Here is a 22,189-nt window from a genome sequence, read left to right on the forward strand (position 1 = left end):
CTGCCCCGGATCAGGCGGCGGTGTCGATCCCCAGCTCGCTCAGCTTGCGGTACAGGGTCGAGCGGCCGATGCCGAGCCGGCGCGCCACCTCCGTCATGCGGCCGCGGTAATGGCCGATGGCGAGGCGGATGACGTCGGCCTCGATCTCCTCCAGCGGGCGCAGATTGCCGTCGGGGCGGAACAGCGTGACCCCGCCCGCCGCGGCCAGCGCGGGGGCGGCGGCGGTGCCCCCGGTCGCCAGCCGCGCCGCGGGGCGCGCGCCGATCGCCGCCAGCTGCGGGAAATCGCCGCGGGTCAGCGCATCGCCCTCGCACAGCACCGCGGCGCGGAACAGCGCGTCCTGCAACTGGCGCACGTTGCCCGGCCAGTCATAGGCGGCGAGCAGCGCCAGCGCGTCGTCGGTGATCCCCAGTTCGCGCAAGCCCGGCTGGGTCGCGATGCGGGCCAGCAGGTGGCGGGTCAGCGCGGGGATGTCGCCGCTGCGCTGGCGCAGCGGCGGGATCGTCACGGTCACGGCGTTGAGGCGGTAGTAGAGATCCTCGCGGAAGCGCCCGGCCGCGACCTCGTCCAGCAGCCGCTTGTTGGTGGCGGCGATGACGCGCACGTCGACGGCGCGCGGGTGGCGCCCGCCGAGCGGCACGACCTCCTCGCTGTGCAGCACGCGCAGCAGCGCGGCCTGCGCGTCGAGCGGCAGGTGGTCGACCTCGTCCAGGAACAGGGTGCCGCCGTCGGCGTGGACGAATTGCCCGATGCGCCGTTCGAACGCGCCCGCGAACGCGCCCTGTTCGTGGCCGAACAGCTCGCTTTCGATCAGGTTGGTGGCGATCGCGGCGCAATTGACGGTGATGCGCGGGGCCGCGGCGCGCGGCGAGGCGGCGTGGATCGCCTCCGCCACCACTTCCTTGCCCACCCCCGGTTCGCCGTCGATCAGCACGGGGACGCGCGCGCGCGCCGCCTTGGCCGCCACCGCCAGCGCGGCGCGGAAATCGGGTGCCGAGCCGACGATCTCGTCGAAGCCGAGCAGCGCGGGAATCTTCTCGGTCAGCGGGCGCAATTCGCCCGAGACGCTGCCCGCCAGCGCGGCCTCCAGCGCCTGGACGAAGCGTTGCGGGGCGACCGGGCGGACCAGGAAATCGACCGCGCCGGCGCGCATCGCCGCGACCGCATCCGCCACTGATTCGTGCGCGGTCAGCACCAGCACCGGCAGCGCCGGGCGGCGCTCGTGCAGCGCGGCGATGACGTCCGCGACCGGTTCGGCGATGGCGGCATGATCGAGCAGCACGGCATCGACCGGGCGCCCAGCGGCCCCGGCCAGCAGCGCCAGCGCGGCGGCGCCGTCGGGCACCGCGACGGTGCGCCAGCCGCCGCGCGCGGCGAGCGCGGACAGCTGGCGCTGCTGCGCCGCATCCGCGTCGATCAGCATCAGCAGGCGTTGGCCGTTGCGCGTCATTCGTGCCCCGTCAGGATAAGCGATCCGCGAGGGCGTAGCCGGTCGGGGTAAAGGCGGGCTTAAGCGCGGCCTAGCCGATATTGCCTAGCCGCCGCGCGCGATCTAGGCTTTAGGCGCGTTCACATAGAAGAGGATCGACATGGCCGACCCCGCCAACATCAAGGCGCACGAGGCGACCTATTTCAGCATGCTGAACCTGCTGAAGTACGGATCGGTGGCGTGTTTCCTGCTCGCCTTTCTCGTCATCTGGCTGATTTCCTAAGCGCGGCATGAAGATCGCGGTCCTTAAGGAGGGGGCTTCCGGCGAGAGCCGGGTGGCCGCGACGCCGGAAACGGTGAAGAAATTCGTGGCGCTGGGCGCGCAGATGGCGGTCGAGGCCGCTGCCGGCGCCGGCGCATCCTATGCCGACGGCGATTACGCCGCGGCGGGGGCCGACGTTGGCGACCGGGCGGCGACGCTGGCGGGCGCGGGCATCGTGCTGGGCGTGCAGGGGCCGGACCCCGCGACGCTGGCCGGCGCGGCGCCGGGCGCGTGGATCGTCGCCGGGCTGAACCCCTTCGGGGACCGCCCGCGCATCGACGCCTATGCCGCGGCGGGATATGAGGCGCTGGCGATGGAGTTCATGCCGCGCATCACGCGCGCGCAGTCGATGGACATCCTGTCGTCGCAATCGAACCTGGCGGGGTACAAGGCGGTGCTGGACGCCGCGGGCGTCTATGGCCGCGCCTTTCCGATGATGATGACCGCGGCGGGCACGGTCAGCGCCGCCAAGGTGTTCGTGATGGGCGTGGGCGTCGCCGGGCTGCAGGCGATCGCCACCGCGCGGCGGCTGGGCGCGCAGGTATCCGCCACCGACGTGCGATCCGCGACGAAGGAACAGATCCTGTCGCTGGGCGCCAAGCCGATCTTCGTCGAGAATGTCGCCGGGATCGAGGGCGAGGGTTCGGGCGGCTATGCGACCGAGATGAGCGAGGAATACAAGAAGGCGCAGGCCGAGCTGGTATCCGCGCATATCGCCAAGCAGGATATCGTCATCACCACCGCGCTGATCCCCGGCCGCCCCGCGCCGCGGCTGATCAGCGATGCGCAGCTGGCGACGATGCGACCCGGATCGGTGATCGTCGATCTGGCGGTGGAAAGCGGCGGCAATGTCGAGGGCGCGGTGGCGGGCGAGGTGGTGACCCGCCACGGCGTCAGGATCGTCGGGCACCGCAACGTCGCCGGGCGGCTGCCCGCGGACGCCTCCGCACTGTTCGCGCGCAACCTGTACAATTTCCTGTCGACCTTCTGGGACAAGGACGCGGGCAAGCCGGTGTTGGACGACGAGATCGGCGACGCCGTGCGGCTGACGAAGGACGGCGCGGTGGTGAACCCGCGGTTGCTGTCGTGATGGGTTATCCTCCCCTGCAAGGGGAGGGGGACCGCGCGCAGCGCGGTGGAGGGGGCGTGCCGCGAATACCTCGGCCCGAGGTCGTCACGGCGCGCGCGCTGCGCCGCCGGATGAGCTATCCCGAGGTGCTGTTGTGGCAACGGCTGCGCGGCCAGGCGACCGGTGTGAAGTTTCGCAAGCAGCATCCGATCGGCCCCTATGTGGTCGATTTCTACTGCGCGAGCGCCCGCCTGGTGATCGAGGTCGATGGCGTCGGTCATGACGGTTGCCAAGTCGAGCGGGACGAATTGAGGGACGGATTTCTGCGGGAGAACGGCTATCGTGTGTTGCGGGTGAGAGCGGACGACGTGACGCGGGACATGGCGGCGGTGGTTGCCGCGATCGTCTCGTGTGCGGCACGCCCCCTCCACCATGCCTCGCATGGTCCCCCTCCCCGTGCCGGGGAGGATATATAATGGATTTCATCGCGATCCTGTCGATCTTCGTGCTGGCGTGTTTCGTCGGCTATTACGTGGTCTGGTCGGTGACGCCCGCGCTGCACACGCCGTTGATGGCGGTGACCAATGCGATTTCCAGCGTCATCATCGTCGGCGCGCTGATCGCGTCGGCGGCGGCGGGGAGCACCGGGGGCAAGTGGCTGGGGCTGCTGGCGGTGGTGCTGGCCAGCGTCAACATCTTCGGCGGCTTCGCGGTCACCAGCCGGATGCTGGCGATGTACAAGAAGAAGGAGCGGCCGGCGGTCGCGAAACATTGATCGTCACCCCGGCGCAGGCCGGGGGCTCGTGCCGCACGGGCACCGTCGTGGTGAGAGACCGGCGTTCGCCGGGATGACGATATAAGGGGGAGCAGGATCTAGTGGAGCATGTCGCCGTCAATCCGTGGGTCGCGCTGGCGTACCTGATCGCCGGGGTGTGCTTCATCCTGGCGTTGCGCGGGCTGTCCAGCCCGACGACCAGCCAGCGGGGCAACCGGTTCGGCATGATCGGCATGGGGATCGCGGTCGTCACCACGCTGGTGACGCACGTGCCGGTCACGACGACGCTGATCGAGGGCTATGACTATGCCGCGCTGATCGCGCGGATCGACTATGTCGCGGCGCTGGAGATCGTCGCCGCGATCGCGATCGGTGCGGTGATCGGCGTCACCACCGCGCGGCGGATCGCGATGACGGCGATGCCGCAGCTGGTCGCCGCGTTCCACTCGCTGGTCGGCCTTGCCGCGGTGCTGGTGGCGGCCGCGGCCTTCCTGAACCCGGTCGCGTTCGGGATCGCGCGCATCCTTGTCGATCCGCTGTCGGGCACGCCGCTGGCGTACATCCTGCCGGTCAGCCGGATCGAGATGGGGCTGGGCGTCGCGATCGGCGCGATCACCTTCTCCGGCTCGGTCATCGCCTTCCTGAAGCTGAACGGCAACATGGGCGGCGCGCCGATCATGCTGCCGGGGCGGCACGTCATCAACCTGGGCGTACTGGCGGCGATCCTGCTGCTGGTCGCCTATTTCACGGTCGACCAGAGCCCGTGGGTGTTCTGGACGATCACGATCCTGTCGTTCGCGATCGGTTTCCTGCTGATCATCCCGATCGGCGGGGCGGATATGCCGGTCGTGGTGTCGATGCTGAACAGCTATTCCGGCTGGGCCGCGGCGGCGATGGGCTTCACGTTGCACAACAGCGCGATGATCATCACCGGCGCGCTGGTGGGGTCGTCGGGCGCGATCCTGTCGTACATCATGTGCCGCGCGATGAACCGCAGCTTCATCAGCGTGATCGCCGGCGGCTTCGGCAGCGCACCCGACGCGGGCGCGGGCGGCGCGGCGAAGGTCGACCGGCCGTGGAAGCGCGGATCGGCCGAGGACGCGGCGTTCCTGATGAGCCAGGCCGAGCAGGTCATCATCGTCCCCGGTTACGGCATGGCGGTGGCGCAGGCGCAGCACGTCCTGCGCGAGATGGCCGACAAGCTGAAGGAGCATGGCGTCCGCGTGAAGTACGCGATCCACCCGGTCGCGGGGCGCATGCCGGGGCATATGAACGTCCTGCTGGCCGAGGCGAACGTCCCCTATGACGAGGTGTTCGAGCTGGAGGACATCAACAGCGAATTCGCGCAGACCGACGTCGCCTTCGTCATCGGCGCCAACGACGTGACCAATCCCGCGGCGAAGACCGACAAGACATCGCCGATCTACGGCATGCCGGTGCTGGACGTGGAGAAGGCCAAGACGGTGCTGTTCGTCAAGCGCAGCATGGGCGGTGTGGGTTATGCCGGTGTCGACAACGACGTCTTCTACATGGACAACACCATGATGCTGCTGGCCGACGCCAAGAAGATGGTCGAGGAAATCGTCAAGTCGCTGGACTGACGCGCCGTGCCCGGTCCACAGGCCGGGACATGGGGACCAGGGCGGCAGCGGACGGGGAATGATGGTATCGCAATTCGGGCTGGCGGGCAGCGCCGCCGCGCGTTTCGTGGTGATGGGCGGCGATGGCGCGGACGCGGTCGCGGCACGGGCGGCGGTGGCGCTGGTCGGCGGGACGGTGATCGCCGCGCCGCCGGGCGACGGCGACGCCCCGCCCGCAATCCCCGGCGAGGCGGATGCGGTGGTGCTGATCCTGGAGGGCGTGGCGGATGCCGCGCTGGCGCCGTGGCTGACCGCCACCGACGCGACGTGCGCGGCGCGCGCGCTGCCGCTGATCGTGGCGATGACGGTCGCGCAGATCGACCCGGTGGTGGCGACGCTGGGCGACCGCGTCGATGCCGTGCAGTTGCTGTGCACGCCCGACCAGGACCAGGCCGAATGGGTCGCCGCGCTGGCGATCGCCACCGCCGGCAGCACGCCGGGCGACCGCGTGCGCAGCGCCGACGACGAGCGTGAGCGCGCCGCGCGGTTGCAGGCGGAGGTGGCGCGGATCGCCGAACTGCTGGCGCGGATCGCGGCGGATGACGGCGCGGGGGGCGGTTCGCGCGCCGCGGACCGCCACGCCCGTTTCGGCGCGCCGCCGCCGTCGGTCGATATCGCCGCCGCGACGATCCGCGACGTGCTGCGCGCGCGGCGGATGCGCGACCGCTTTTTCGGCACCGGGCTGTTCGAGGATCCGGCGTGGGACATGCTGCTGGACCTGTTCGCCGCCGCGCTGGAGGGGACGCGCGTGTCGGTGTCGAGCCTGTGCATCGCTGCCGCGGTCGCGCCGACCACCGCGCTGCGCTGGATCGGCAAGCTGACCGCCGCCGACCTGCTGCACCGCCATCCCGACCCGGAGGACCGGCGGCGCGCGTTCGTGTCGCTCAGCCCGGCGGCGCAGGATGCGATGTACCGTTATGTCGCGGCGCTGGCGGAGGCGAAGCTGCCGCTGGTGTGAGCGGTGCGCCTTTTCGCTTGATCGGCGGGGGCGGCGCGATACAGACGGTCCTCCCGCGCCACTGCACGCGCCGGGCGCTTAGCTCAGCTGGTAGAGCGGCTCGTTTACACCGAGTAGGTCGGCGGTTCGAACCCGTCAGCGCCCACCATTCCGAAGCGTGCGGGATGCCGCTGTCCTACATCCTCCAACTTGCGCCAGCCGTGCCCCCGTATCGAGGGTGAGGCAGGAGCGGACATGCGCGAGCTGGTGGAACAGAGGATCGACGGGGCGGGGCGCCGCGGGGCCGTGGTCACGGGCGCGACGGGCGCGGCGAAGGGGCGGACGGTCACGGTCAACCGCCGCGAATCGGCGCTGGCGTGGCTGGCGGCGCGCGGGCTGGTGACGGGGCGCCAGAACGAGGCGGGCGAACGGCTGCGCGCCGATTACGAGCGCGCGGCGCTGGGGGCGCCGGTGACGATGCGGTGGCAGCCGCGCGTGGACGGCGGGGGCGGGCGGGGGCTGGACCCCGGCGAGGCACAGGTGGCGGCGAAGCGGCGATTCGACGGCGCGATCGCCGCGGCGGGCGCCGGCCTGTCCGACATCCTGTGGCGGGTGGTGTGCGCGGGCGAGGGGCTGCCCGCCAGCGAGCGCGCGCTGGGGTGGCCGACGCGCAGCGGGCGACTGGTGCTGACGCTGGCGCTGGACCGCGTCGCCGACCATTATCGCCTGCCCGGATAGGGGCTTGCCCTGACGCGCCGCGCGGCGCAGGTCGGGGCGATGCGGATACGGTTCATCAAATGTCACGGGTCGGGCAACGACTTCCCGCTGGTCGACGGGCGCGCGCTGTCGCTGGACGAGGGGCAATGGGCGCAGGTGGCGCGCGCGCTGGCGGACCCGGCGGGGCCGGTCGGCGGCGACGGCCTGCTGGTGCTGACGCCGGGCGACGATCCCGCCGGGGAGGATGGCGCGGCGTTCGGGATGCGAATGTTCAACCGCGACGGATCGGAAGCGGAGACGTGCCTGAACGGCCTGCGCTGCGTCGCGCGGGCGGGGTTCGAGGCGCTGGGGATCGCGCGCGCGACGGTGCGGCTGAAGACCAGCCGTGCGCAGGTGGCGCGCGCGCCCGACGTCGCGCCGGGCGTCTATGCGGTGCGCGAGACCGCGGGGCCGGCGACGCTGGACGTCGCGTCCTGGCCGCTGGCGACCGATCGCGACCGGATCGTCGAGGCGCCGGTTGCGATGCTGCCGACCGCGCGCGCGTTCACCGCGGTCGCCATCCCCAACCCGCACCTGATCGCCTTCGTCGAGCGGGTCGACGAGGACGAACTGGTGCGCGTCGGCACCGCGTGCGAGGCGGCGCCCGACTGGCTGCCCAACCGCGCCAACGTGTCGTTCGTGGAGGTGCGCGGCCCCGATACGCTGTTCGTGCGCACGTTCGAGCGCGGCGTGGGGCTGACCGACAGCTGCGGCAGCGCGATGGCGGCGTCCACCTATGCCGCGGGGCTGACCGGGCGGATCGCGTTCGCGCGCGAGATCGCGGTGCTGAACCGCGGCGGGCTGGTCCGCGCCAGCGCCACCGCGGAGGGGATGGTGACGATCACCGGCAACGCCACCTGGGAATGGGAGGGCGAGGTGACGATCGACCCGGTCCATGCGCGCGCCGGCGACCTGACGGTGATCCGCCACATGGATGCGGAAATCGCCGCCTGGGCCGGGGTGGTCGACGCGATCCGCTGACGCGCTCAGCGCGCTGCGATCACCATGTTCTTGCCGCTGCGCTTGGCGGTGTAGAGCGCGTGATCGGCATCGTGGAACGCCTGCGCCGTGCGATCGCCCTCGACCGGGGCGACCCCGGCCGAGAAGGTCAGCGACCCCATCGCCTCTCCGGTTTCCTGGTTGACGAGCGAGCGCGCGCCGAGCCGCTCGCGCACCGCATCGAGCAGGTCGCGCGCCTCCAGCGTGTCGGCGTCGCGGAACAGGCAGGCGAATTCCTCCCCGCCGTAGCGCGAGACGAGCGCGGACTTGCCCAGCTGCCCTTCGAGGAAGCCGGCGACGAACTTCAGCACCCGGTCGCCGGCGGGGTGGCCGAAGCGATCGTTGATCTGCTTGAAATCGTCGATGTCGCACAGCGCCAGCGTCGGCGGCGGGCCGTCGGCGGCCAGCGCCTCGCGCAGGTGGCGTTCGAAACTGCGGCGGTTGGGCAGCCCGGTCAGGTGATCCTGTTCGGCGGCGCGGCGCGCGCTTTCCAGATCGGCCTTGAGCTGGTCCGCCTCGCGCTGGCTGCGCTGGAGCTGTTCCTCCATCAGCCGCGTCTTTTCCACCGCCTCGCGCGTGATCGTGACGATACGGTGCAGCGCGCCGGCCGGATCACTGTCGAGATTGGCAGCCTCGCGGTCCAGCTCGTCGCCGAAATGGGTCGCGTTGGAGCGCGATTCGCCGATCATCAGGCGATAGTCGACCAGCCCGCTTTCCAGCGTCTGCGCCAGCTGCGCCAGCGCCTCCGGCGTCAGTTCGTCGGCGGCGCGCGTTTCCAGGATCCGCGCGACATCGTCGTCGAGGAGCGGCGCGCCGCCCTGAATATGCGCGGCCACCGCCTGCGCGATGTCCCAGTCCTCACCGGAGATATAGGCGTGCGCCACCGCGAAGTTGGTGGGCGACGGGGCAAGGCCGTTGCGGAACAGGAATTCGCCGATATCGTCGTAGAGGCGACGATGAACGGCGCCGCGGCCGCTGTCGCGCGCCGGCTGGTCGTGGTCCGCGACGACGGTCGGTGCGCCGGCCGCGTCGGGCGACAGCCAGGCGAGCAGCCGATGGCGGGGCGAAACGGATGTCGGCATCGGATCAGGCCCCCATGGCCAATGGCGTCGGCGGGACGGGCGCGGCGCTGGCGCGCGGCGGGGTGCGGCCGTTCCGTACCGCGTCCATCACCTGCGGCCAGGCGTCGCCGAACCAGTAGCTGCCGCGTTCGGTGCGATGCACGGTATCCTCCGCCCGCGAACGCGCGGTATCCAGATCGCGCTGCGGCACGAACGCCTGCGTCGGAATGTCGAAGAAGGAGCGGACCACCGGCAGCGTCGGATCGTCGTCGTTCACCGCGGTGACGATCGCCAGCTGGTTGCTGCGCAGCCGGACGAGCGTGCCGACCGGGTAGATGCCGATGCTTTCGATGAAGATCGCCAGCAGTTCGGGATCGAAATGTCCCGTCCACGACGCCATGCGCGACAACGCTTCGCTGGGCGACCACGGGCGCTTGTACGGGCGATCGGACGTGACCGCGTCATAGACGTCGCAGATCGCCCCCATCCGCGCATGCAGGCTGAGCTGCGCGCCGGTCAGCCGGTGCGGATAGCCGCTGCCGTCGATCCGTTCGTGGTGGTGCAGGCACACGTCGAGCACCGGCGGCGCGACCCCGTCGCTTTCGATCAGCAGCGCATGCCCCTTCACCGGATGCGTCTGCACCACGCTGAATTCGCTCGGTTCCAGCTTGCCCGGCTTGTCGAGCAGCGCGCTGGGCACCGCCATCTTGCCGATGTCGTGCAGCATCCCGGCCATGCCCAGGTCGCGCACCTCATCCTCCGGCAGGCCCATGCGGCGCGCGAAGTTGATGAGCAAGGCGCACACCGCCACCGAATGGAGATAGGTGTATTCGTCCTTGTTCTTCAGCCGCGTGACCTTGATGATCGCGGTCGAATCGCGTGCGACCGAGGCGGCGATCTCATCGACCAGCGGCGAGATGGCGGCGGCGTCGACGGCGTTGCCCAGCCGCACTTCCGAAAACATCCGCGATACCGCTTCCTTCGACCGTTCGACCGTTTCGCGGGCGCGATCCAGTTCGGTGGTCGGACGGCGGCGGGCGCGACGTTCCGGCCCGGTATAGGGCACCGCGGCGGGCTCATCCGGTTCGTCCGACGCATCGGCGACGACAACGGAAGGGGCCGTATCGCCGCCCCCCGCCGGGCCGACGCCGCGGTCCGTATCGATCACGATCTCCGCGATCCCGGCGTCAACCAGCTTGTCGATCTGCGCCTGTCGCGTGAGCAGGAGTTGCGACCGCCAGAAGGGACTGGCGAGCCAGCCGCCGTCCACCATGTGGACGAACATCCCGATCCTCGCCTCCGACGTCTTGATCTTGATCAGCACCTTGCGCCCCCAGCCATGACCGGGCTTGTGAACCGAGGTTGCTTAATGACGATTTACGACGGGGTCGTAGCTCCATCAAATCGGGTAATTCATAAGGAAACGCCGCGGGCCGCCGGGTCGATGACGTGCGGGACGAAGCGGGCGCCATTGCCGGTGATCAGGCCGTCCTCGCGAATGCCCATGCCGGCCGGCTCGCCCCCGACGACCCAGCTGCCGATGACCGGGAAGATGCCCGGCGCGGGCTGTGGCAGCGGGTAGAGTTCCTGGAAGACATGGCCTTCGTCGCCATAGTCGCCGCCCGTCTCGGCGACGATCGTGCCGGCGCGGCGAAGCGACACGTTCGCCCCCTCGCGCGCCAGCAGCGGCTTGGCCACCGCGTCCGCATCGGCGGGCGGCGACCAGGCGGCGGCCAGCAGATTCGGGTGCCCGGGAAACAGATCGTGCAGCACGGGCAGGATGCCCTTGTTCGACCAGATCATCTTCCACACCGGTTCCAGCCACAGCGTATCGCCGCGCGACAGGCTTTCCAGCAGATTCGGGGCGAACGCCTCGTTGGCGAGCCATTCCCATGGGTACAGCTTGAACAATGCCGCGATCCGCCGGTCGTCGGCATCGACGAAGCGGCGTGCGTCGGCGTCCCAGCCCAGATCGTCGATCAGGATCGGGATGGTGGCGATCCCCGCGCGCTGCGCGGTGTCGCGCAGATAGGCGGTGGTGACCGCATCCTCATCATCGGCGACATGCGCGAAGTGGACGGCCGCGGGCAGTCGTCCGCGAAGGTCGGACCACCGCACGACCAGCCGATCGTGGATGCTGTTGAACTGGTCGGCGTGGGGAAACCGTTCCTGCTTCCACGTCCACTGGATCACCGCGGCTTCCAGCAGCGAGGTGGGCGTGTCGCAGTTGAATTCGAACAGCTTGGGCGGCCCCAGGCCGTCATAGCCGAGGTCGAACCGGCCATAATCGAGCGCTGGCGGTTCGGCGTTCCATGCATCGGCGATCGGGCGATGGAACGCATCCGGGATGCCGAACCGGCGCAGCATGGCGCGATCGCCGACGATCGCGTCGCCGGCGGCCAGGAACAGGCGGTACAGTTCGGCGGTGGCGGCCTCGATCGTGGCGACCTGCGCGGGCGTGAAGCGGTAGCAGGCCGCTTCGTTCCAATAGGGCCGTCCATCGGCGGTGTGCCAGATCAGCCCCTCCGCCTCGACCGTCGCGCGCCAGTCGGGGCGCGGTTCGATCGTCTCGCGGATCATGCGTGGATGCTGCCGAAGCGGTGCGCCGACGAACCGAAGCCCCCGCGCGACACCGCCGCCGCGCGCGTCATCGCGGTGGATGCCGGCGCGCGGTAGAAGGTCGATCCGGCGGGGCGCGACCACGATCCGCCGGTCGCTCGTTCGCCATAGGCCGGGATCGCGCGGTTGCGGCCGAGATAATACCACAGGAAGCCGCCGCCATGCCCGGTTGCGGAGCGGCGGTCGCAGCGATCGTCGGGGACGCGGTTGCCGGCGCGGTCGGTGCAGACCGCGGTATCGCGCTGCGCGGTCCATTCGTCGCGCTGGCCGCCGCATCCCGACAGGAGCAGCGCGGCGGCGACGCCGGTGGTGATGGTCAGGTCCTTCTTCATGCGCGTCCCCCCGGTGCGGTGCCGTTGATCGGCCATGTGCGGGCGGCGTTCAATGGCGAAGGCGCGGATCGGGCGGGCGGGCGCGTGATGGAGCCGGACGTGGAACGCTGGCGGACGCGGAACCCCGGTCCGAAGGGGGTGGTGGAAGGGGCTGGATTCGAACCAGCGTACACTTGCGTGGGCAGATTTACAGTCTGCTGCCTTTAACCACTCGGCCACCCTTCCACGAGCGGCGCTTGCCAAAAAGCGAGGGCGCCCAATGCCCGCCCCGTGCGGTGCTGTCAACGCCCGTTTGCGCGCGACGATGCCGATGCGGGGCGTTGAGCGCGCCGCCGCGTCGCCCTACATTCGCGTCATGGCCGCCACGCCCCCGATCGCGGAACTGACCGATCGCGCGCGCGACATCTTTCGTCGCGTCGTCGACGGCTATCTGGAACATGGCGTGCCGGTGGGATCGAAGACGCTGGCGCAGGCCGGGCTGAACCTGTCGCCCGCGTCGATCCGCAACGTGCTGGCACAGCTGGAATCGCTGGGGCTGCTGGCCGCGCCGCACACGTCCGCGGGACGGATGCCGACCGAGGCGGGGCTGCGCCTGTTCGTCGACGGGATGATGCAGGCGCACGAGCCGAGCGCCGACGAACGCGCGCAGATCGAGGCGCGCGCGGGGACGCACGGCCCGGTCGAGGAGGCGCTGGCGGCGACCACGGCGGCGCTGTCCGGCCTGTCGGCGTGCGCGGGGCTGGTGATGGTGCCCAAGCGCGAGACGGTGCTGCGCTCGATCGGGTTCATGCCGCTGGGCCAGGGGCAGGCGCTGGCGGTCCTGGTGGCGGAGGACGGCGCGGTCGAGAATCGCGTCGTCGCGCTGCCGATGGGCGTCGCCCCCGGCGCGCTGGTGGAGGCGGGCAATTATTTAACCGCGACGATGGGCGGGCTGACGCTGGGCGAGGCGCGCGCGCGGGTGGAGCGCGAACTGGCGGCGGGGCGCGGCGCGTTGGACGCGGCAGCGCGCGCGCTGGTGGAACGCGGGCTGGCGGTGTGGAGCGAGGACGGGGCGCGGCGCCCGGTGCTGATCGTGCGCGGGCAGGGGCGGTTGCTGGACGACGCCGATGCCGCCGACCTGGAACGGGTGCGCGGGCTGCTCGACGATCTGGAGGGCAAGCAGGAGGTCGCCGCGCTGCTCGATTCGGCGCGCGCGGGCGATGCGACGCGGATCTTCATCGGCGCGGAGAACAAATTGTTCGCGCTGAGCGGATCGTCCGTCATCGCCAAACCGTTCCGCGGTCAGGACGGCCGCGTCGTCGGCGTGGTGGGGGTGATCGGCCCGACGCGGTTGAACTATGCGCGCGTCGTACCCATGGTGGATTTCACCGCAGCGACGCTCGCCCGGCTGATGGGATGAGCGGCCGTCACGATACGTTGAGTAAAGACAGGGAAAGAATGACCGATACCGACAAGCCCGCCGACGACCTGCGTGACGAAACGGCGGAGGCGGCGCCCGAAGTGGCCGAGCATGATGCCGCCGCGGCGCGAATCGCCGAGCTGGAGGACCAGCTGGCCGCCGCGAAGCAGGAGACGCTGTACGCGCAGGCCGATATCCAGAACGTGCGCCGCCGCGCGGAGAAGGACGCCGCCGACGCGCGCGCCTATGCCGCGACCGCGTTCGCGCGCGACGTGCTGTCGGTGGCCGACAATCTGGACCGTGCGCTGGCCGCGATCCCCGCGGAGCTGCGCGAGGACGAGAAGATGAAGGGGCTGGTCGTCGGGCTGGAGGCGACGGGCCGCGAACTGCACAGCGTGTTCGGGCGCCACGGCCTTTCCCGCATCGAGGCGTTGGGCCAGCCGCTCGACCCCAATCGCCACCAGGCGATGATGGAGGTGGCGAGCGATGCCGAGCCGGGCACGATCGTGCAGGAGATGCAGGCCGGCTGGATGATCAAGGACCGGCTGCTGCGCCCGGCGCTGGTGGCGGTGGCGAAGAAGCCCGACTGAAGGAGCGTCGCGGGGGTGTCGGCGCGCGGCACCCCCGCGGATGCGCGGCGCGACCATCGGTGCTTTCGCCGGCGCGCCGCCGCGCCTAGACCGCGGGTCATGAACGACAATCTGACTGCCGAGCGCGCGACCTTCGTCACGCATCTGGAATGTTCGCTGACGGGGGAGCGGTATGACGCCGATACCCTCCACAACCTGTCGCGCGCCGGGCGGCCGCTGCTGGTCCGCTACGACCTGGGTGGAGTGGCGGCGGCGCTGTCGCGCGATGCGCTGGACGCGCGCGGCACCGACCTGTGGCGGTGGCGCGAGCTGTTGCCGGTGCGGCATACCAACAATGTCGTCAGCCTGGGCGAGGTGGAGACGCCGCTGATCCCGATCCCCAAGAGCGGCGGCGCGAACGTGTGGGTCAAGGACGAGGGGCGATTGCCGACCGGCAGCTTCAAGGCGCGCGGGCTGGTGATGGCGGTGGCGATGGCAAAGGAGCTGGGCGTCACGCGGATCGCGATGCCGACCAACGGCAATGCCGGGGCGGCGCTGGCCGCCTATGCCACGCGCGTCGGGATCGAGACGATCGTGTTCTGCCCCGACGATACGCCGGAAGTGAACGTGCGCGAGATCGCGGCGCAAGGGGGCCGGGTGTGGCGGGTCAACGGACTGATCGACGATTGCGGCGCGATCGTCGCCAAGGGCGCGGCCGAGGGGCGCTGGTTCGATTTTTCGACGCTGAAGGAGCCGTATCGGATCGAGGGCAAGAAGACGATGGGGCTGGAGCTGGCCGCGCAGCTCGGCTGGCGGCTGCCGCGCGCGATCTTCTATCCCACCGGCGGGGGTACCGGGCTGATCGGGATGTGGAAGGCGTTCGACGAGCTGGAGGCGCTCGGCTGGATCGGCAGCGAACGGCCGCGCATGTACGCGGTGCAGGCGGCGGGCTGCGCCCCGATCGTGCGCGCGTTCGAGGCGGGCGAGGAACATGCCGAGCGGTGGGAGGATGCGCACACCGTCGCCGCGGGCATCCGCGTGCCGCGCGCGGTGGGCGATTTCCTGATCCTGCGCGCGGTGCGCGAGAGCGGCGGCAAGGCGCTGGCGGTCGGCGACCCGGCGATCCTGGCGGCGGTGGACGATGCCGCACGGCGCGACGGCCTGCTGATGTGCCCGGAGGGCGGTGCGACGCTGGCGGCGTATCGCCAGGCGTTGCGCGACGGCGAGGTGGACGAGGATGAGGAGGTGGTGCTGTTCAACTGCGCCACCGGGCTGAAATACCCGCTGCCCGCCGCCGACCAGCGGCTGGACCGGCATGGGGCGATCGACTTCGACCGGTTGTGAGGGGCGGGGCGCAGGTCGTTGCGGCGTCGCTTCGTCATGCCGGACTTGTTCCGGCATCTACCGTGCCGCACGATCAGCGGCTCGGGATCATGCCGTGCCGTGGATGCCGGAACAAGTCCGGCATGACGAAGGGGGTTCGTAGCAGGCCAACCTTCGCTGGGGTGATGGTCCTAGCGTGAGGCTGTCAGAAGGGCGCGCAGGCGCGGCGTTGCTGGGTGCCCTTGGGCGTGAGTACGAGGTGGCCGAGGCGTTCGCGGATCAGCCCCTGATCGAGCAACTGGCGGATCGTATCGGGATCGTGACCGCGCGAGATGATGAGCGTGCCGCCCGCGCTGCGCGCGGTCCACAGGATGCGCTCCATCTGTTCGGACACCAACCGGATTACCGCTTCGCCGTTCATCGCCGTTGCGCCCCCCACGGGCCAGACGCGACCGACTCGGACGGTCGCTTGGCCGGAGGAAGCCGCGAAAACGGTTAACGGGTCAACCATCGTCGCGGCGCTTTCCCACCGGAACGGGTAGGATGCGCGCGGAAACCGACGAAACGAACGGGCCGGCCGGCGCCAGGATGCGCCGGCCGGCCCGCCATGGGTGCAAAGGTGTGAATCAGAAGCGCGTGCGCAGCGTCACGCCATAGGTGCGCGGTTCGGCGAGGAACGCCGAGAACAGCTGGTTGCCGGTGCCGCCGAACGCCTGCACCTGCTGCTGGCTGCCCGCCCCCTGGAAGGGCGAGTTGAACGCGACCTGCGTATAGTTGGTGTCGAGCAGGTTCTGCGCCCACAGTTCCACCGCCCAGCGTTCGTCACGCCCGCGCAGGCCGACGCGCGCATTCACCACGGTGAAGCCGTCCTGCATTTTTTCCACGAAGAGGTCTGAGCCGGTGTTGTAGTCCGACGCCGTCCGCTGATCGACGTAGAACAGCGCCGACATGCCGTCGCTGCCGATATCCGGCGTCCAGGCGACCGAGGAGGTGATGACGTTGCGCGGCGCGTTCGACATCTGCGACCCCGACAGCAGGAACAGCGCGGGGTCGAGCGGGGCGCCCGCATCCGAGCCGACCAGGTTGCGGCGGTATTTGGTGTCGGCGAAGGTATAGCCCAGGTTCACCGCCAGGTGGCGCGCGGGGTAGAAGCCGGCCTCCACCTCGACGCCCTGGCTGACGACGCCATATTTGACGTTGCCGGTGCACGCCCCGGTCGCCGCGCTGTTGTCGCGATCGGCGCCGTTCAGGTCGTTCGAGCACGAGCCGATGTTTTCGACGACGTAATTGGTGCCGTTGAAGGTGTTCAGCTGGAAATTCTTGAACTCCGACCGGAAGCCCGCGATGTTGAACGTGAACGGACGGCTGGAATATTTCAGCCCGATTTCATAGGCGTTGACGGTTTCCGGGTCGAAGCGCAGCCGCCCGCCGGTGGCATTGCCGATCGTCGCGGGGTTATAGGCATCGCCCAGGTCCGACCGGTCGAGGTTGTAGCCGCCCGCCTTGTACCCGCGCGAATAGCTGGCGTAGGTCATCACGCGGTCGACCGGCTTCCACGACAGCACCGCGGTGCCGGTCAGCTGGTCTTCCTTGAAATTGTCCGCCAGCGTGCGGCCGTTCAGCGCCGACGACGAATTGCCGGTGCACGCCAGCGTCGCGATCCCGCGGGTCAGCGCGGCAAGTTGCGCATTGTTGAACAGATTGCCCGCCGGGCCGGCGCCCAGCAGCCCCTGGATCTGCGGGCAGACGGTGTTGTTGTTGCCGAACGTCGCGTCGAACCGCTTGCGCTCCTGCGTCCAGCGCAGGCCGGCGGTGAACGACAGATTGTCGGTCAGCTTGACGATGTTGTGCGTGAACAGCGCGAAGCTCTTGCTGTTCTGGCGGTAGACGTCGCGGGTCGTGCCCAGGTTGTTGAGCGTGCCCAGAAGGTCGATCGCGGGAAGGATCACCCCCGCCGCCGCGCCCAGACCGGCACCAATCGCCTGGCGCCCGGTCGCACCGCCCAGCGCGGCAAGCGGCGTGGTGCCGAGGCATCCCGGCCCGGCCGGGTTGCGCAGGGCGGCGGTGGGATTGATCGTCGCGACGATGCGGCACGCGGCGAAGGCGCCGTAATCGCTGCCGAACTTCAGATTGTCGACGACCTCCAGATCCTCGTTCGAGAAGAAGCCACCGACCAGCCAGTTGAGCCGGTCGCCGAACGCCTCGCCGTTGAGGCGCACTTCCTGCGTGAAGGTGTGGAACTGGCGGTAGTTGTTGCCGTCCGCCGGGCGATCGCCGATGTCGAGGACGTTATAGTCGATGTCGCTGGCGCCCGCCGACTTGTATTCGCGATAGGCGGTGATCGAGGTGAGCGAGGCGCCGCCCAGGTTCCAGTCGATCTGCGCCGACCCGCCGTAATCCTTGGTCACGTTCGAATAGGCCTTCCCCGGGGAGAAGGCGATGCGGCGGCTGTACGGATCGTTGCCGCTGGGGAAGGCGGTGCCGGCCGGATAGCCGCGCAGCGCAGCGATCGAATTGATGACGTCGACGATGCGGTTGCCGTTGGGGTTGATGGCATAATCGCCCGCGGCGCCGGGGGTGGGATCGATCTTCTCGCGCGTGTCGACATAGACCGCGCCGCAGCACTTTTCGTCGCGGAAGGTGTAGTCGCCGATCAGCCGCAGCGAGAAGTCCGACGAGGGTTCGAGCAGCAGCTGTCCGCGCACGAACCAGCGGTTGCGATCGTTATAGTCGGTGTTGTTGACGACATCGCGCATGAAGCCGTCGCGCTTGGCGTAGACGCCGTCGATGCGGAAGGCGAGCAGGTCCTTGATGATCGGCCCGGTCAGCGCGCCGGCGGCGCGCCAGGCGTCGAAATTGCCGTAGCTGCCCTCGGCATAGCCGCCGAAGTCGAACGACGGCGCCTTGGTGTAGACGTTGATCGCGCCGGCCGAGGAATTGCGCCCCGACAGCGTGCCCTGCGGCCCGCGCAGCACCTCGATCCGGTCGACCTCGCCCAGGTCGTTGAGGCCCGAGCCGGTGCGGCTGCGATAGACGCCGTCGATGAACACCGCGACCGAGCTTTCGAGGCCCGGGTTGTCGCCGACCGTACCGATGCCGCGCACGCGCGCCGAGGCGTTCGCCTCCGACCCGGTCGAGGAGACGTTGAGCGAGGGGGCGAGCTGCGCCATCTGGCGGATGTCGGTGGCGCCGGAATTCTGGAGCGCGGCCTGGCTGACCGCGTTGATCGAGATCGGCACTTCCGACAGGCGTTCGGAACGGCGGGTGGCGGTGACGACGATGTCGCCCGCGCCGACGTCGTTCGCGTCGGCTTGTGCCGCCGTGGTATCGGCCTGTCCGGCGACGGCGGCGTTGGCGGTGACGGGGCTGGCCTGATCGGTAGACGTCTGACCGGTGGAGGTTTGGGCCGACGCGGTGGCGGCGAACAGCAGCGCGGGCGCGGCGGCGGTGGACAGAAGGACGGTGGTCAGACGCATGGCGACAGTGCCTCTCCCAAACATGACGGGTCGATGTGTCCGGATTTGAACATCCGGTATCGCGGCCGGTTTAGCGCGCTATCGACAAAGGTCTAGCGAATTTACGCGGCGCGTAAGATTGCCGGCGCGGCCGGCGCGCAGCGCGCTTGCACGGGCGGGCGGGTTGGATTACTGCCCGTCGTCCGGCGAGCGGGTATAGCACAATGGTAGTGCAGCAGCCTTCCAAGCTGAATACGCGGGTTCGATTCCCGCTACCCGCTCCATCCCCTCCCCATTGACGGCGATCACATTTACGGCTTGACAGCGCCGCGCTGTTCGCGTACAAAACGTGAACATCGAGATGATGCGAATCGGGCCGGGCGGCTTGGGACTGCGGCCCCGCCGCGCCGGCCCGTCGTCGTTTGGCGCCCGGCAGCGGGTGACGCGGGACGTGCCGGGTGGCGCGCGACCGGGCGCGGACGATGACGGCAGCATCGACGCAGGGGAGGATCGCCGGATGACCGAACGAATGGGCGGTACGGGGCGTGACGTCACGGGGCATGGCGGGGCGGCGTCGGCCCGGGCAGTGGGCGCGGCGGCTGACGGCGCGGAGGCGACGCGGTGGAGCAAGGCCGCTCGGCACGCCTTCCTCGATCACCTGAGCATGACCGGCGACGTGGCGGTCGCGGCGGCGGCGGCGGGCATGTCGGTGACCGCGGCCTATGCCAAGCGGCGGCGCGAGCCGGGCTTCGCACGCGAATGGCGCGACGCGGCGGCGGCGGCGTGGGAGCGGCTGGAAGCCGCCGTGCTGCGCCAGGTGCTGGAACAGGGCGAACGGCCGGGCGGGGCGATCGAGATCGCCACCGCGATGCAGCTGCTCGCGCGGCGGCCCGGTGCGCCCGCCCAGCCGGCCGCGCCGCGATCACGCAAGGAGGGCAGCGACGTCGCCGGGCAGGAACTGCTGCGGCGGCTGTCGGCACAGGCGCGGCGCGGCGGCGCGGCGGAGCCGGCATGAGCGCAGCGATGGAGCGGGCGCTGCGCTGGTGGCGCGGGCTGCCGCTGGCCGATCGCCGCGCGATCGCCGCGACGCTGAGCGAGGATACCGCGCGCGCGATCGTCGAGCGGTGGGAGGAATGGGCGCATCCCGGGCAATTGCCCCCGCCGGGCGGCTGGTCGGTGTGGCTGATGCAGGCGGGGCGCGGCTTCGGCAAGACGCGCGCGGGCGCCGAATGGGTGAGTGCGATGGCCCGCACCATGCCGCAGGCGCGCATCGCGCTGGTCGGCGCGACGATCGCCGATGCGCGCAAGGTGATGGTGGAGGGGCCGAGCGGCGTCATCGCGGTGGCGCGCGACGACGAACCGGTGGTGTGGCGCCCGACCAGCGGCGAGGTGCGCTTCGCCAGCGGGGCGAGCGCACAGGTCTATTCCGCCGCGGCGCCGGAGAAGCTGCGCGGGCCGGAGCATCATTTCGCCTGGGCGGACGAACTGGGCAAATGGCGCGGCACGGCCGGTTGGGACAATCTGCTGATGGGATTGCGGCTGGGCGAGCAGCCGCGCGTGCTGGTGACGACGACGCCGCGCCCGACCGCGCTGATGCGGCGGATCGCGGCCGATCCGGGGACGCGCACCACGCGCGGGCGGACGCATGACAACCCGCACCTGCCGCCCGCGTTCGTCGCGGCGATGACCGCCAGTTACGGCGCGACGCGGCTGGGGCGGCAGGAACTGGACGGCGAGCTGATCGACGAGGTGGCGGGCGCATTGTGGACGCGGGCGACGTTCGAGGCGCAGCGCGCCGCGACGGTGCCGCCGCTGGTGCGCATCGTCGTGGGGGTTGATCCGCCCGCGGGCACCGATGGCGACGCCTGCGGGATCGTCGCGGCTGGGCTGGGGCGCGACGGCTGCGGCTATGTGATCGAGGATGCCAGCGTCAGCGGCGCGACGCCGGAGGGCTGGGCGCGCGCGGTCGGCGCGTGCGCGACCCGCGTCGGCGCGGACCGCGTGGTCGCGGAGGCGAACCAGGGCGGCGCGATGGTGAAGAGCGTGCTGCTGGCGGCGCAGGCGACATTGCCGGTGACGCTGGTGCACGCCACGCGCGGCAAGGCGGCGCGCGCGGAACCGGTCGCCGCGCTCTACGAACTGCGGCGCGTCTGGCACGCGCGGGCGTTCCCCGCGCTGGAGGACGAGCTGGCGGGGCTGTCGATCGGCGGCGGTTACGACGGGCCGGGCCGATCGCCCGACCGCGCCGACGCCTGCATCTGGGCGCTGACCGCGCTGATGCTGGACCGGCAGGGCGAGGCGCGGGTGGCGGTGATGTAGCGCGATCGGCGCAGCGTTCCGGCGTGCGTCGGGACATGGGGCCGCGCGGTACGGGGTTTCGTGGGGCCGACGCGCGGGCGGCTTTATCATCATGGGGAGTGGCCGATGGCTTGGTTCGGGTGGAAATCCGGGCGCGATGGCGCGCGTCCGGCGCTGGCGCGTGCGGCGGGGGTGGCGGCACCGATCGGGGTGTGGCCGCAGGGATATGAGGCGCAGGTGCGCGCCGGCTATTGCGGCAACGCGGTGGCGCAGCGTGCGGTGCGGCTGGTCGCGGAGGCGGTCGGCGGGGCACCGCTGGACGCGAGCGACCCGGCGCTCGCCGCGCTGGCGGGGGCGCCGGGGCTGCTGGAGACGGTGGCGGCGCAGGTGCTGCTGCACGGCAATGCCTTCGTCCAGATCCTGCGCGATGCCGACGGTGCGGCGGCGGCGCTGTTCCCGCTGCGCCCCGAGCGGGTGACGGTGGAACTGGGCGCGGACGGGTGGCCGGCGGCGTATCTGTACCGTGTCGGGGTGCGGGCGACGCGGCTGGATCCGGCGGCGGTGGTGCATGTCCGCCGCTTCAACCCGGTCGACGATCATTACGGGCTGGGCTGTCTGGGCGCGGCATCCGGGGCGATCGCGATCCACAATGCCGCATCGTCGTGGAGCAAGGCGTTGCTGGACAATGCCGCGCGCCCGTCTGGCGCGCTGGTGTACGATGCCGGCGACGGATCGGTGCTGTCCCCCGACCAGTTCCGGCGGCTGCGCGAGGAGATGGAGCAGGGCTTTGCCGGCGCGGCCAATGCCGGGCGCCCGATGCTGCTGGAGGGCGGGCTGAAGTGGCAGGCGATGAGCCTGACCCCCGCCGACATGGACTTCGCCGGGACCAAGGCGGCCGCCGCGCGCGAGATCGCGCTGGCGTTCGGGGTGCCGCCGATGCTGCTGGGCCTGCCGGGCGACAGCACCCATGCCAATTACCGCGAGGCCAATCGCGCGCTGTGGCGGCTGACGGTGCTGCCGCTGGCGGGCGCGATCCTGACCGCCCTGCGCGACGGATTGTCGCCGTGGTTCGCCGATGCGACGCTGGAGGTGGACCTGGACCGCGTACCCGCGCTGGTCGAGGATCGCGAGCGGTTGTGGCGGATGGTCGCCAGTGCCGATTTCCTGTCGCGCGACGAAAAGCGCCAGATGGTGGACTGGTCGTGA

General features: G+C 70.6%; 21 protein-coding genes and 3 tRNA genes. 16 read left to right on the forward strand and 8 right to left on the reverse strand.

Translation table 11 applies throughout. The annotated features are described in order from the left end of the window. Positions 1 to 10 precede the first annotated feature (10 nt). Positions 11 to 1,450: a sigma-54-dependent transcriptional regulator gene (locus COA07_RS08215; protein ID WP_096640774.1), complete on the reverse strand. Its 1,440-nt coding sequence runs from the start codon at positions 1,448 to 1,450 to the stop codon at positions 11 to 13. 139 nt (positions 1,451 to 1,589) lie between these two features. On the opposite strand from COA07_RS08215, the gene COA07_RS08220 reads away from it, so the two are divergent. From COA07_RS08220 to dapF, 9 genes are all read left to right on the forward strand, one after another. Further along, positions 1,590 to 1,712, forward strand: a complete 123-nt coding sequence (locus COA07_RS08220; RefSeq protein ID WP_082740447.1) for an aa3-type cytochrome c oxidase subunit IV — start codon at positions 1,590 to 1,592, stop codon at positions 1,710 to 1,712. Positions 1,713 to 1,719: 7 nt separating this feature from the next. Continuing rightward, entirely contained in the window at positions 1,720 to 2,841 is a 1,122-nt protein-coding gene (locus COA07_RS08225) for an NAD(P) transhydrogenase subunit alpha (RefSeq protein WP_066712869.1), read from the forward strand. 56 nt (positions 2,842 to 2,897) lie between these two features. Further along, on the forward strand, positions 2,898 to 3,296 hold the full coding sequence (locus COA07_RS08230) for an endonuclease domain-containing protein (protein ID WP_307718175.1): 399 nt from the start codon (positions 2,898 to 2,900) through the stop codon (positions 3,294 to 3,296). Beyond that, a complete protein-coding gene (locus COA07_RS08235; RefSeq protein WP_066484979.1) occupies positions 3,296 to 3,595 on the forward strand; it encodes an NAD(P) transhydrogenase subunit alpha part 2 in 300 nt (99 codons plus the stop codon). Before COA07_RS08230 ends, COA07_RS08235 begins: the two co-directional genes overlap by 1 nt. A gap of 101 nt (positions 3,596 to 3,696) precedes the next feature. Beyond that, positions 3,697 to 5,196, forward strand: a complete 1,500-nt coding sequence (locus COA07_RS08240) for an NAD(P)(+) transhydrogenase (Re/Si-specific) subunit beta (RefSeq protein ID WP_066712867.1) — start codon at positions 3,697 to 3,699, stop codon at positions 5,194 to 5,196. A gap of 58 nt (positions 5,197 to 5,254) precedes the next feature. After that, the gene (locus COA07_RS08245) at positions 5,255 to 6,193 is read left to right on the forward strand and encodes a MarR family winged helix-turn-helix transcriptional regulator (RefSeq protein ID WP_096640776.1); all 939 of its coding nucleotides are present in this window, start codon (positions 5,255 to 5,257) and stop codon (positions 6,191 to 6,193) included. A 72-nt stretch (positions 6,194 to 6,265) separates the two neighbouring features. Next, positions 6,266 to 6,341, forward strand: a tRNA-Val gene (locus COA07_RS08250). 86 nt (positions 6,342 to 6,427) lie between these two features. Next, complete coding sequence (locus COA07_RS08255; protein WP_096640778.1) at positions 6,428 to 6,910, forward strand: DUF6456 domain-containing protein; 483 nt, start codon at positions 6,428 to 6,430, stop codon at positions 6,908 to 6,910. 39 nt (positions 6,911 to 6,949) lie between these two features. Beyond that, the gene (gene dapF, locus COA07_RS08260) at positions 6,950 to 7,909 is read left to right on the forward strand and encodes a diaminopimelate epimerase (RefSeq protein ID WP_066713882.1); all 960 of its coding nucleotides are present in this window, start codon (positions 6,950 to 6,952) and stop codon (positions 7,907 to 7,909) included. A 5-nt stretch (positions 7,910 to 7,914) separates the two neighbouring features. On the opposite strand, the gene COA07_RS08265 is transcribed toward dapF, so the two are convergent. The 5 genes from COA07_RS08265 to COA07_RS08285 all read right to left on the reverse strand — a co-directional run bounded on the left by COA07_RS08265 (position 7,915) and on the right by COA07_RS08285 (position 12,164). Continuing rightward, complete coding sequence (locus COA07_RS08265; RefSeq protein WP_096640780.1) at positions 7,915 to 9,009, reverse strand: GGDEF domain-containing protein; 1,095 nt, start codon at positions 9,007 to 9,009, stop codon at positions 7,915 to 7,917. 4 nt (positions 9,010 to 9,013) lie between these two features. After that, a complete protein-coding gene (locus COA07_RS08270; protein WP_066710949.1) occupies positions 9,014 to 10,312 on the reverse strand; it encodes an HD-GYP domain-containing protein in 1,299 nt (432 codons plus the stop codon). Between the two features lie 89 nt (positions 10,313 to 10,401). Next, positions 10,402 to 11,568: a glutathionylspermidine synthase family protein gene (locus tag COA07_RS08275; protein ID WP_066710948.1), complete on the reverse strand. Its 1,167-nt coding sequence runs from the start codon at positions 11,566 to 11,568 to the stop codon at positions 10,402 to 10,404. After that, on the reverse strand, positions 11,565 to 11,939 hold the full coding sequence (locus COA07_RS08280) for a hypothetical protein (protein WP_066710960.1): 375 nt from the start codon (positions 11,937 to 11,939) through the stop codon (positions 11,565 to 11,567). Before COA07_RS08280 ends, COA07_RS08275 begins: the two co-directional genes overlap by 4 nt. A gap of 139 nt (positions 11,940 to 12,078) precedes the next feature. Then, positions 12,079 to 12,164 (reverse strand) — tRNA-Tyr (locus COA07_RS08285). Between the two features lie 130 nt (positions 12,165 to 12,294). On the opposite strand from COA07_RS08285, the gene hrcA reads away from it, so the two are divergent. From hrcA to COA07_RS08300, 3 genes are all read left to right on the forward strand, one after another. After that, entirely contained in the window at positions 12,295 to 13,338 is a 1,044-nt protein-coding gene (gene hrcA, locus COA07_RS08290) for a heat-inducible transcriptional repressor HrcA (protein WP_066710958.1), read from the forward strand. Positions 13,339 to 13,376: 38 nt separating this feature from the next. After that, entirely contained in the window at positions 13,377 to 13,928 is a 552-nt protein-coding gene (grpE, locus tag COA07_RS08295) for a nucleotide exchange factor GrpE (protein ID WP_096640782.1), read from the forward strand. A gap of 99 nt (positions 13,929 to 14,027) precedes the next feature. Further along, complete coding sequence (locus COA07_RS08300) at positions 14,028 to 15,251, forward strand: threonine synthase (RefSeq protein ID WP_066710946.1); 1,224 nt, start codon at positions 14,028 to 14,030, stop codon at positions 15,249 to 15,251. 184 nt (positions 15,252 to 15,435) lie between these two features. Here the strand turns inward: COA07_RS08300 and COA07_RS08305 are convergent, their stop codons facing one another. Together COA07_RS08305 and COA07_RS08310 are read right to left on the reverse strand one after the other, a co-directional pair. Beyond that, positions 15,436 to 15,651 carry a hypothetical protein gene (locus COA07_RS08305; protein ID WP_066486308.1) on the reverse strand — a complete coding sequence of 72 codons (216 nt, stop codon included), beginning with the start codon at positions 15,649 to 15,651 and terminating at the stop codon, positions 15,436 to 15,438. 205 nt (positions 15,652 to 15,856) lie between these two features. Beyond that, positions 15,857 to 18,706 carry a TonB-dependent receptor gene (locus COA07_RS08310; RefSeq protein WP_066710944.1) on the reverse strand — a complete coding sequence of 950 codons (2,850 nt, stop codon included), beginning with the start codon at positions 18,704 to 18,706 and terminating at the stop codon, positions 15,857 to 15,859. Positions 18,707 to 18,895: 189 nt separating this feature from the next. Between COA07_RS08310 and COA07_RS08315 the strand changes: the two genes are divergently transcribed. From COA07_RS08315 to COA07_RS08330, 4 genes are all read left to right on the forward strand, one after another. Then, positions 18,896 to 18,969: transfer RNA gene (locus COA07_RS08315), tRNA-Gly, on the forward strand. Positions 18,970 to 19,202: 233 nt separating this feature from the next. Then, positions 19,203 to 19,700 carry a hypothetical protein gene (locus COA07_RS08320; RefSeq protein ID WP_141396495.1) on the forward strand — a complete coding sequence of 166 codons (498 nt, stop codon included), beginning with the start codon at positions 19,203 to 19,205 and terminating at the stop codon, positions 19,698 to 19,700. Continuing rightward, positions 19,697 to 21,004, forward strand: coding sequence for a DNA-packaging protein (locus COA07_RS08325; RefSeq protein WP_096640788.1), 1,308 nt, complete (start codon positions 19,697 to 19,699; stop codon positions 21,002 to 21,004). The genes COA07_RS08320 and COA07_RS08325 overlap by 4 nt, the downstream gene beginning before the upstream one ends. Positions 21,005 to 21,109: 105 nt before the next feature. Then, the gene (locus COA07_RS08330; protein ID WP_066712935.1) at positions 21,110 to 22,189 is read left to right on the forward strand and encodes a phage portal protein; all 1,080 of its coding nucleotides are present in this window, start codon (positions 21,110 to 21,112) and stop codon (positions 22,187 to 22,189) included.

It is taken from the genome of Sphingomonas adhaesiva, from assembly GCF_002374855.1.
GTDB lineage: Bacteria > Pseudomonadota > Alphaproteobacteria > Sphingomonadales > Sphingomonadaceae > Sphingomonas > Sphingomonas adhaesiva.

Coding starts and splice junctions, on each gene's coding strand:
- COA07_RS08215 (WP_096640774.1), bottom strand. CDS start 1,450: ATGACGCGCAACGGCCAACGCCTGCTGATGCTGATCGACGCGGATGCG.
- COA07_RS08220 (WP_082740447.1), top strand. CDS start 1,590: ATGGCCGACCCCGCCAACATCAAGGCGCACGAGGCGACCTATTTCAGC.
- COA07_RS08225 (WP_066712869.1), top strand. CDS start 1,720: ATGAAGATCGCGGTCCTTAAGGAGGGGGCTTCCGGCGAGAGCCGGGTG.
- COA07_RS08235 (WP_066484979.1), top strand. CDS start 3,296: ATGGATTTCATCGCGATCCTGTCGATCTTCGTGCTGGCGTGTTTCGTC.
- COA07_RS08245 (WP_096640776.1), top strand. CDS start 5,255: ATGATGGTATCGCAATTCGGGCTGGCGGGCAGCGCCGCCGCGCGTTTC.
- COA07_RS08255 (WP_096640778.1), top strand. CDS start 6,428: ATGCGCGAGCTGGTGGAACAGAGGATCGACGGGGCGGGGCGCCGCGGG.
- dapF (WP_066713882.1), top strand. CDS start 6,950: ATGCGGATACGGTTCATCAAATGTCACGGGTCGGGCAACGACTTCCCG.
- COA07_RS08265 (WP_096640780.1), bottom strand. CDS start 9,009: ATGCCGACATCCGTTTCGCCCCGCCATCGGCTGCTCGCCTGGCTGTCG.
- COA07_RS08275 (WP_066710948.1), bottom strand. CDS start 11,568: ATGATCCGCGAGACGATCGAACCGCGCCCCGACTGGCGCGCGACGGTC.
- COA07_RS08280 (WP_066710960.1), bottom strand. CDS start 11,939: ATGAAGAAGGACCTGACCATCACCACCGGCGTCGCCGCCGCGCTGCTC.
- hrcA (WP_066710958.1), top strand. CDS start 12,295: ATGGCCGCCACGCCCCCGATCGCGGAACTGACCGATCGCGCGCGCGAC.
- grpE (WP_096640782.1), top strand. CDS start 13,377: ATGACCGATACCGACAAGCCCGCCGACGACCTGCGTGACGAAACGGCG.
- COA07_RS08300 (WP_066710946.1), top strand. CDS start 14,028: ATGAACGACAATCTGACTGCCGAGCGCGCGACCTTCGTCACGCATCTG.
- COA07_RS08305 (WP_066486308.1), bottom strand. CDS start 15,651: ATGAACGGCGAAGCGGTAATCCGGTTGGTGTCCGAACAGATGGAGCGC.
- COA07_RS08310 (WP_066710944.1), bottom strand. CDS start 18,706: ATGCGTCTGACCACCGTCCTTCTGTCCACCGCCGCCGCGCCCGCGCTG.
- COA07_RS08320 (WP_141396495.1), top strand. CDS start 19,203: ATGACCGAACGAATGGGCGGTACGGGGCGTGACGTCACGGGGCATGGC.
- COA07_RS08325 (WP_096640788.1), top strand. CDS start 19,697: ATGAGCGCAGCGATGGAGCGGGCGCTGCGCTGGTGGCGCGGGCTGCCG.
- COA07_RS08330 (WP_066712935.1), top strand. CDS start 21,110: ATGGCTTGGTTCGGGTGGAAATCCGGGCGCGATGGCGCGCGTCCGGCG.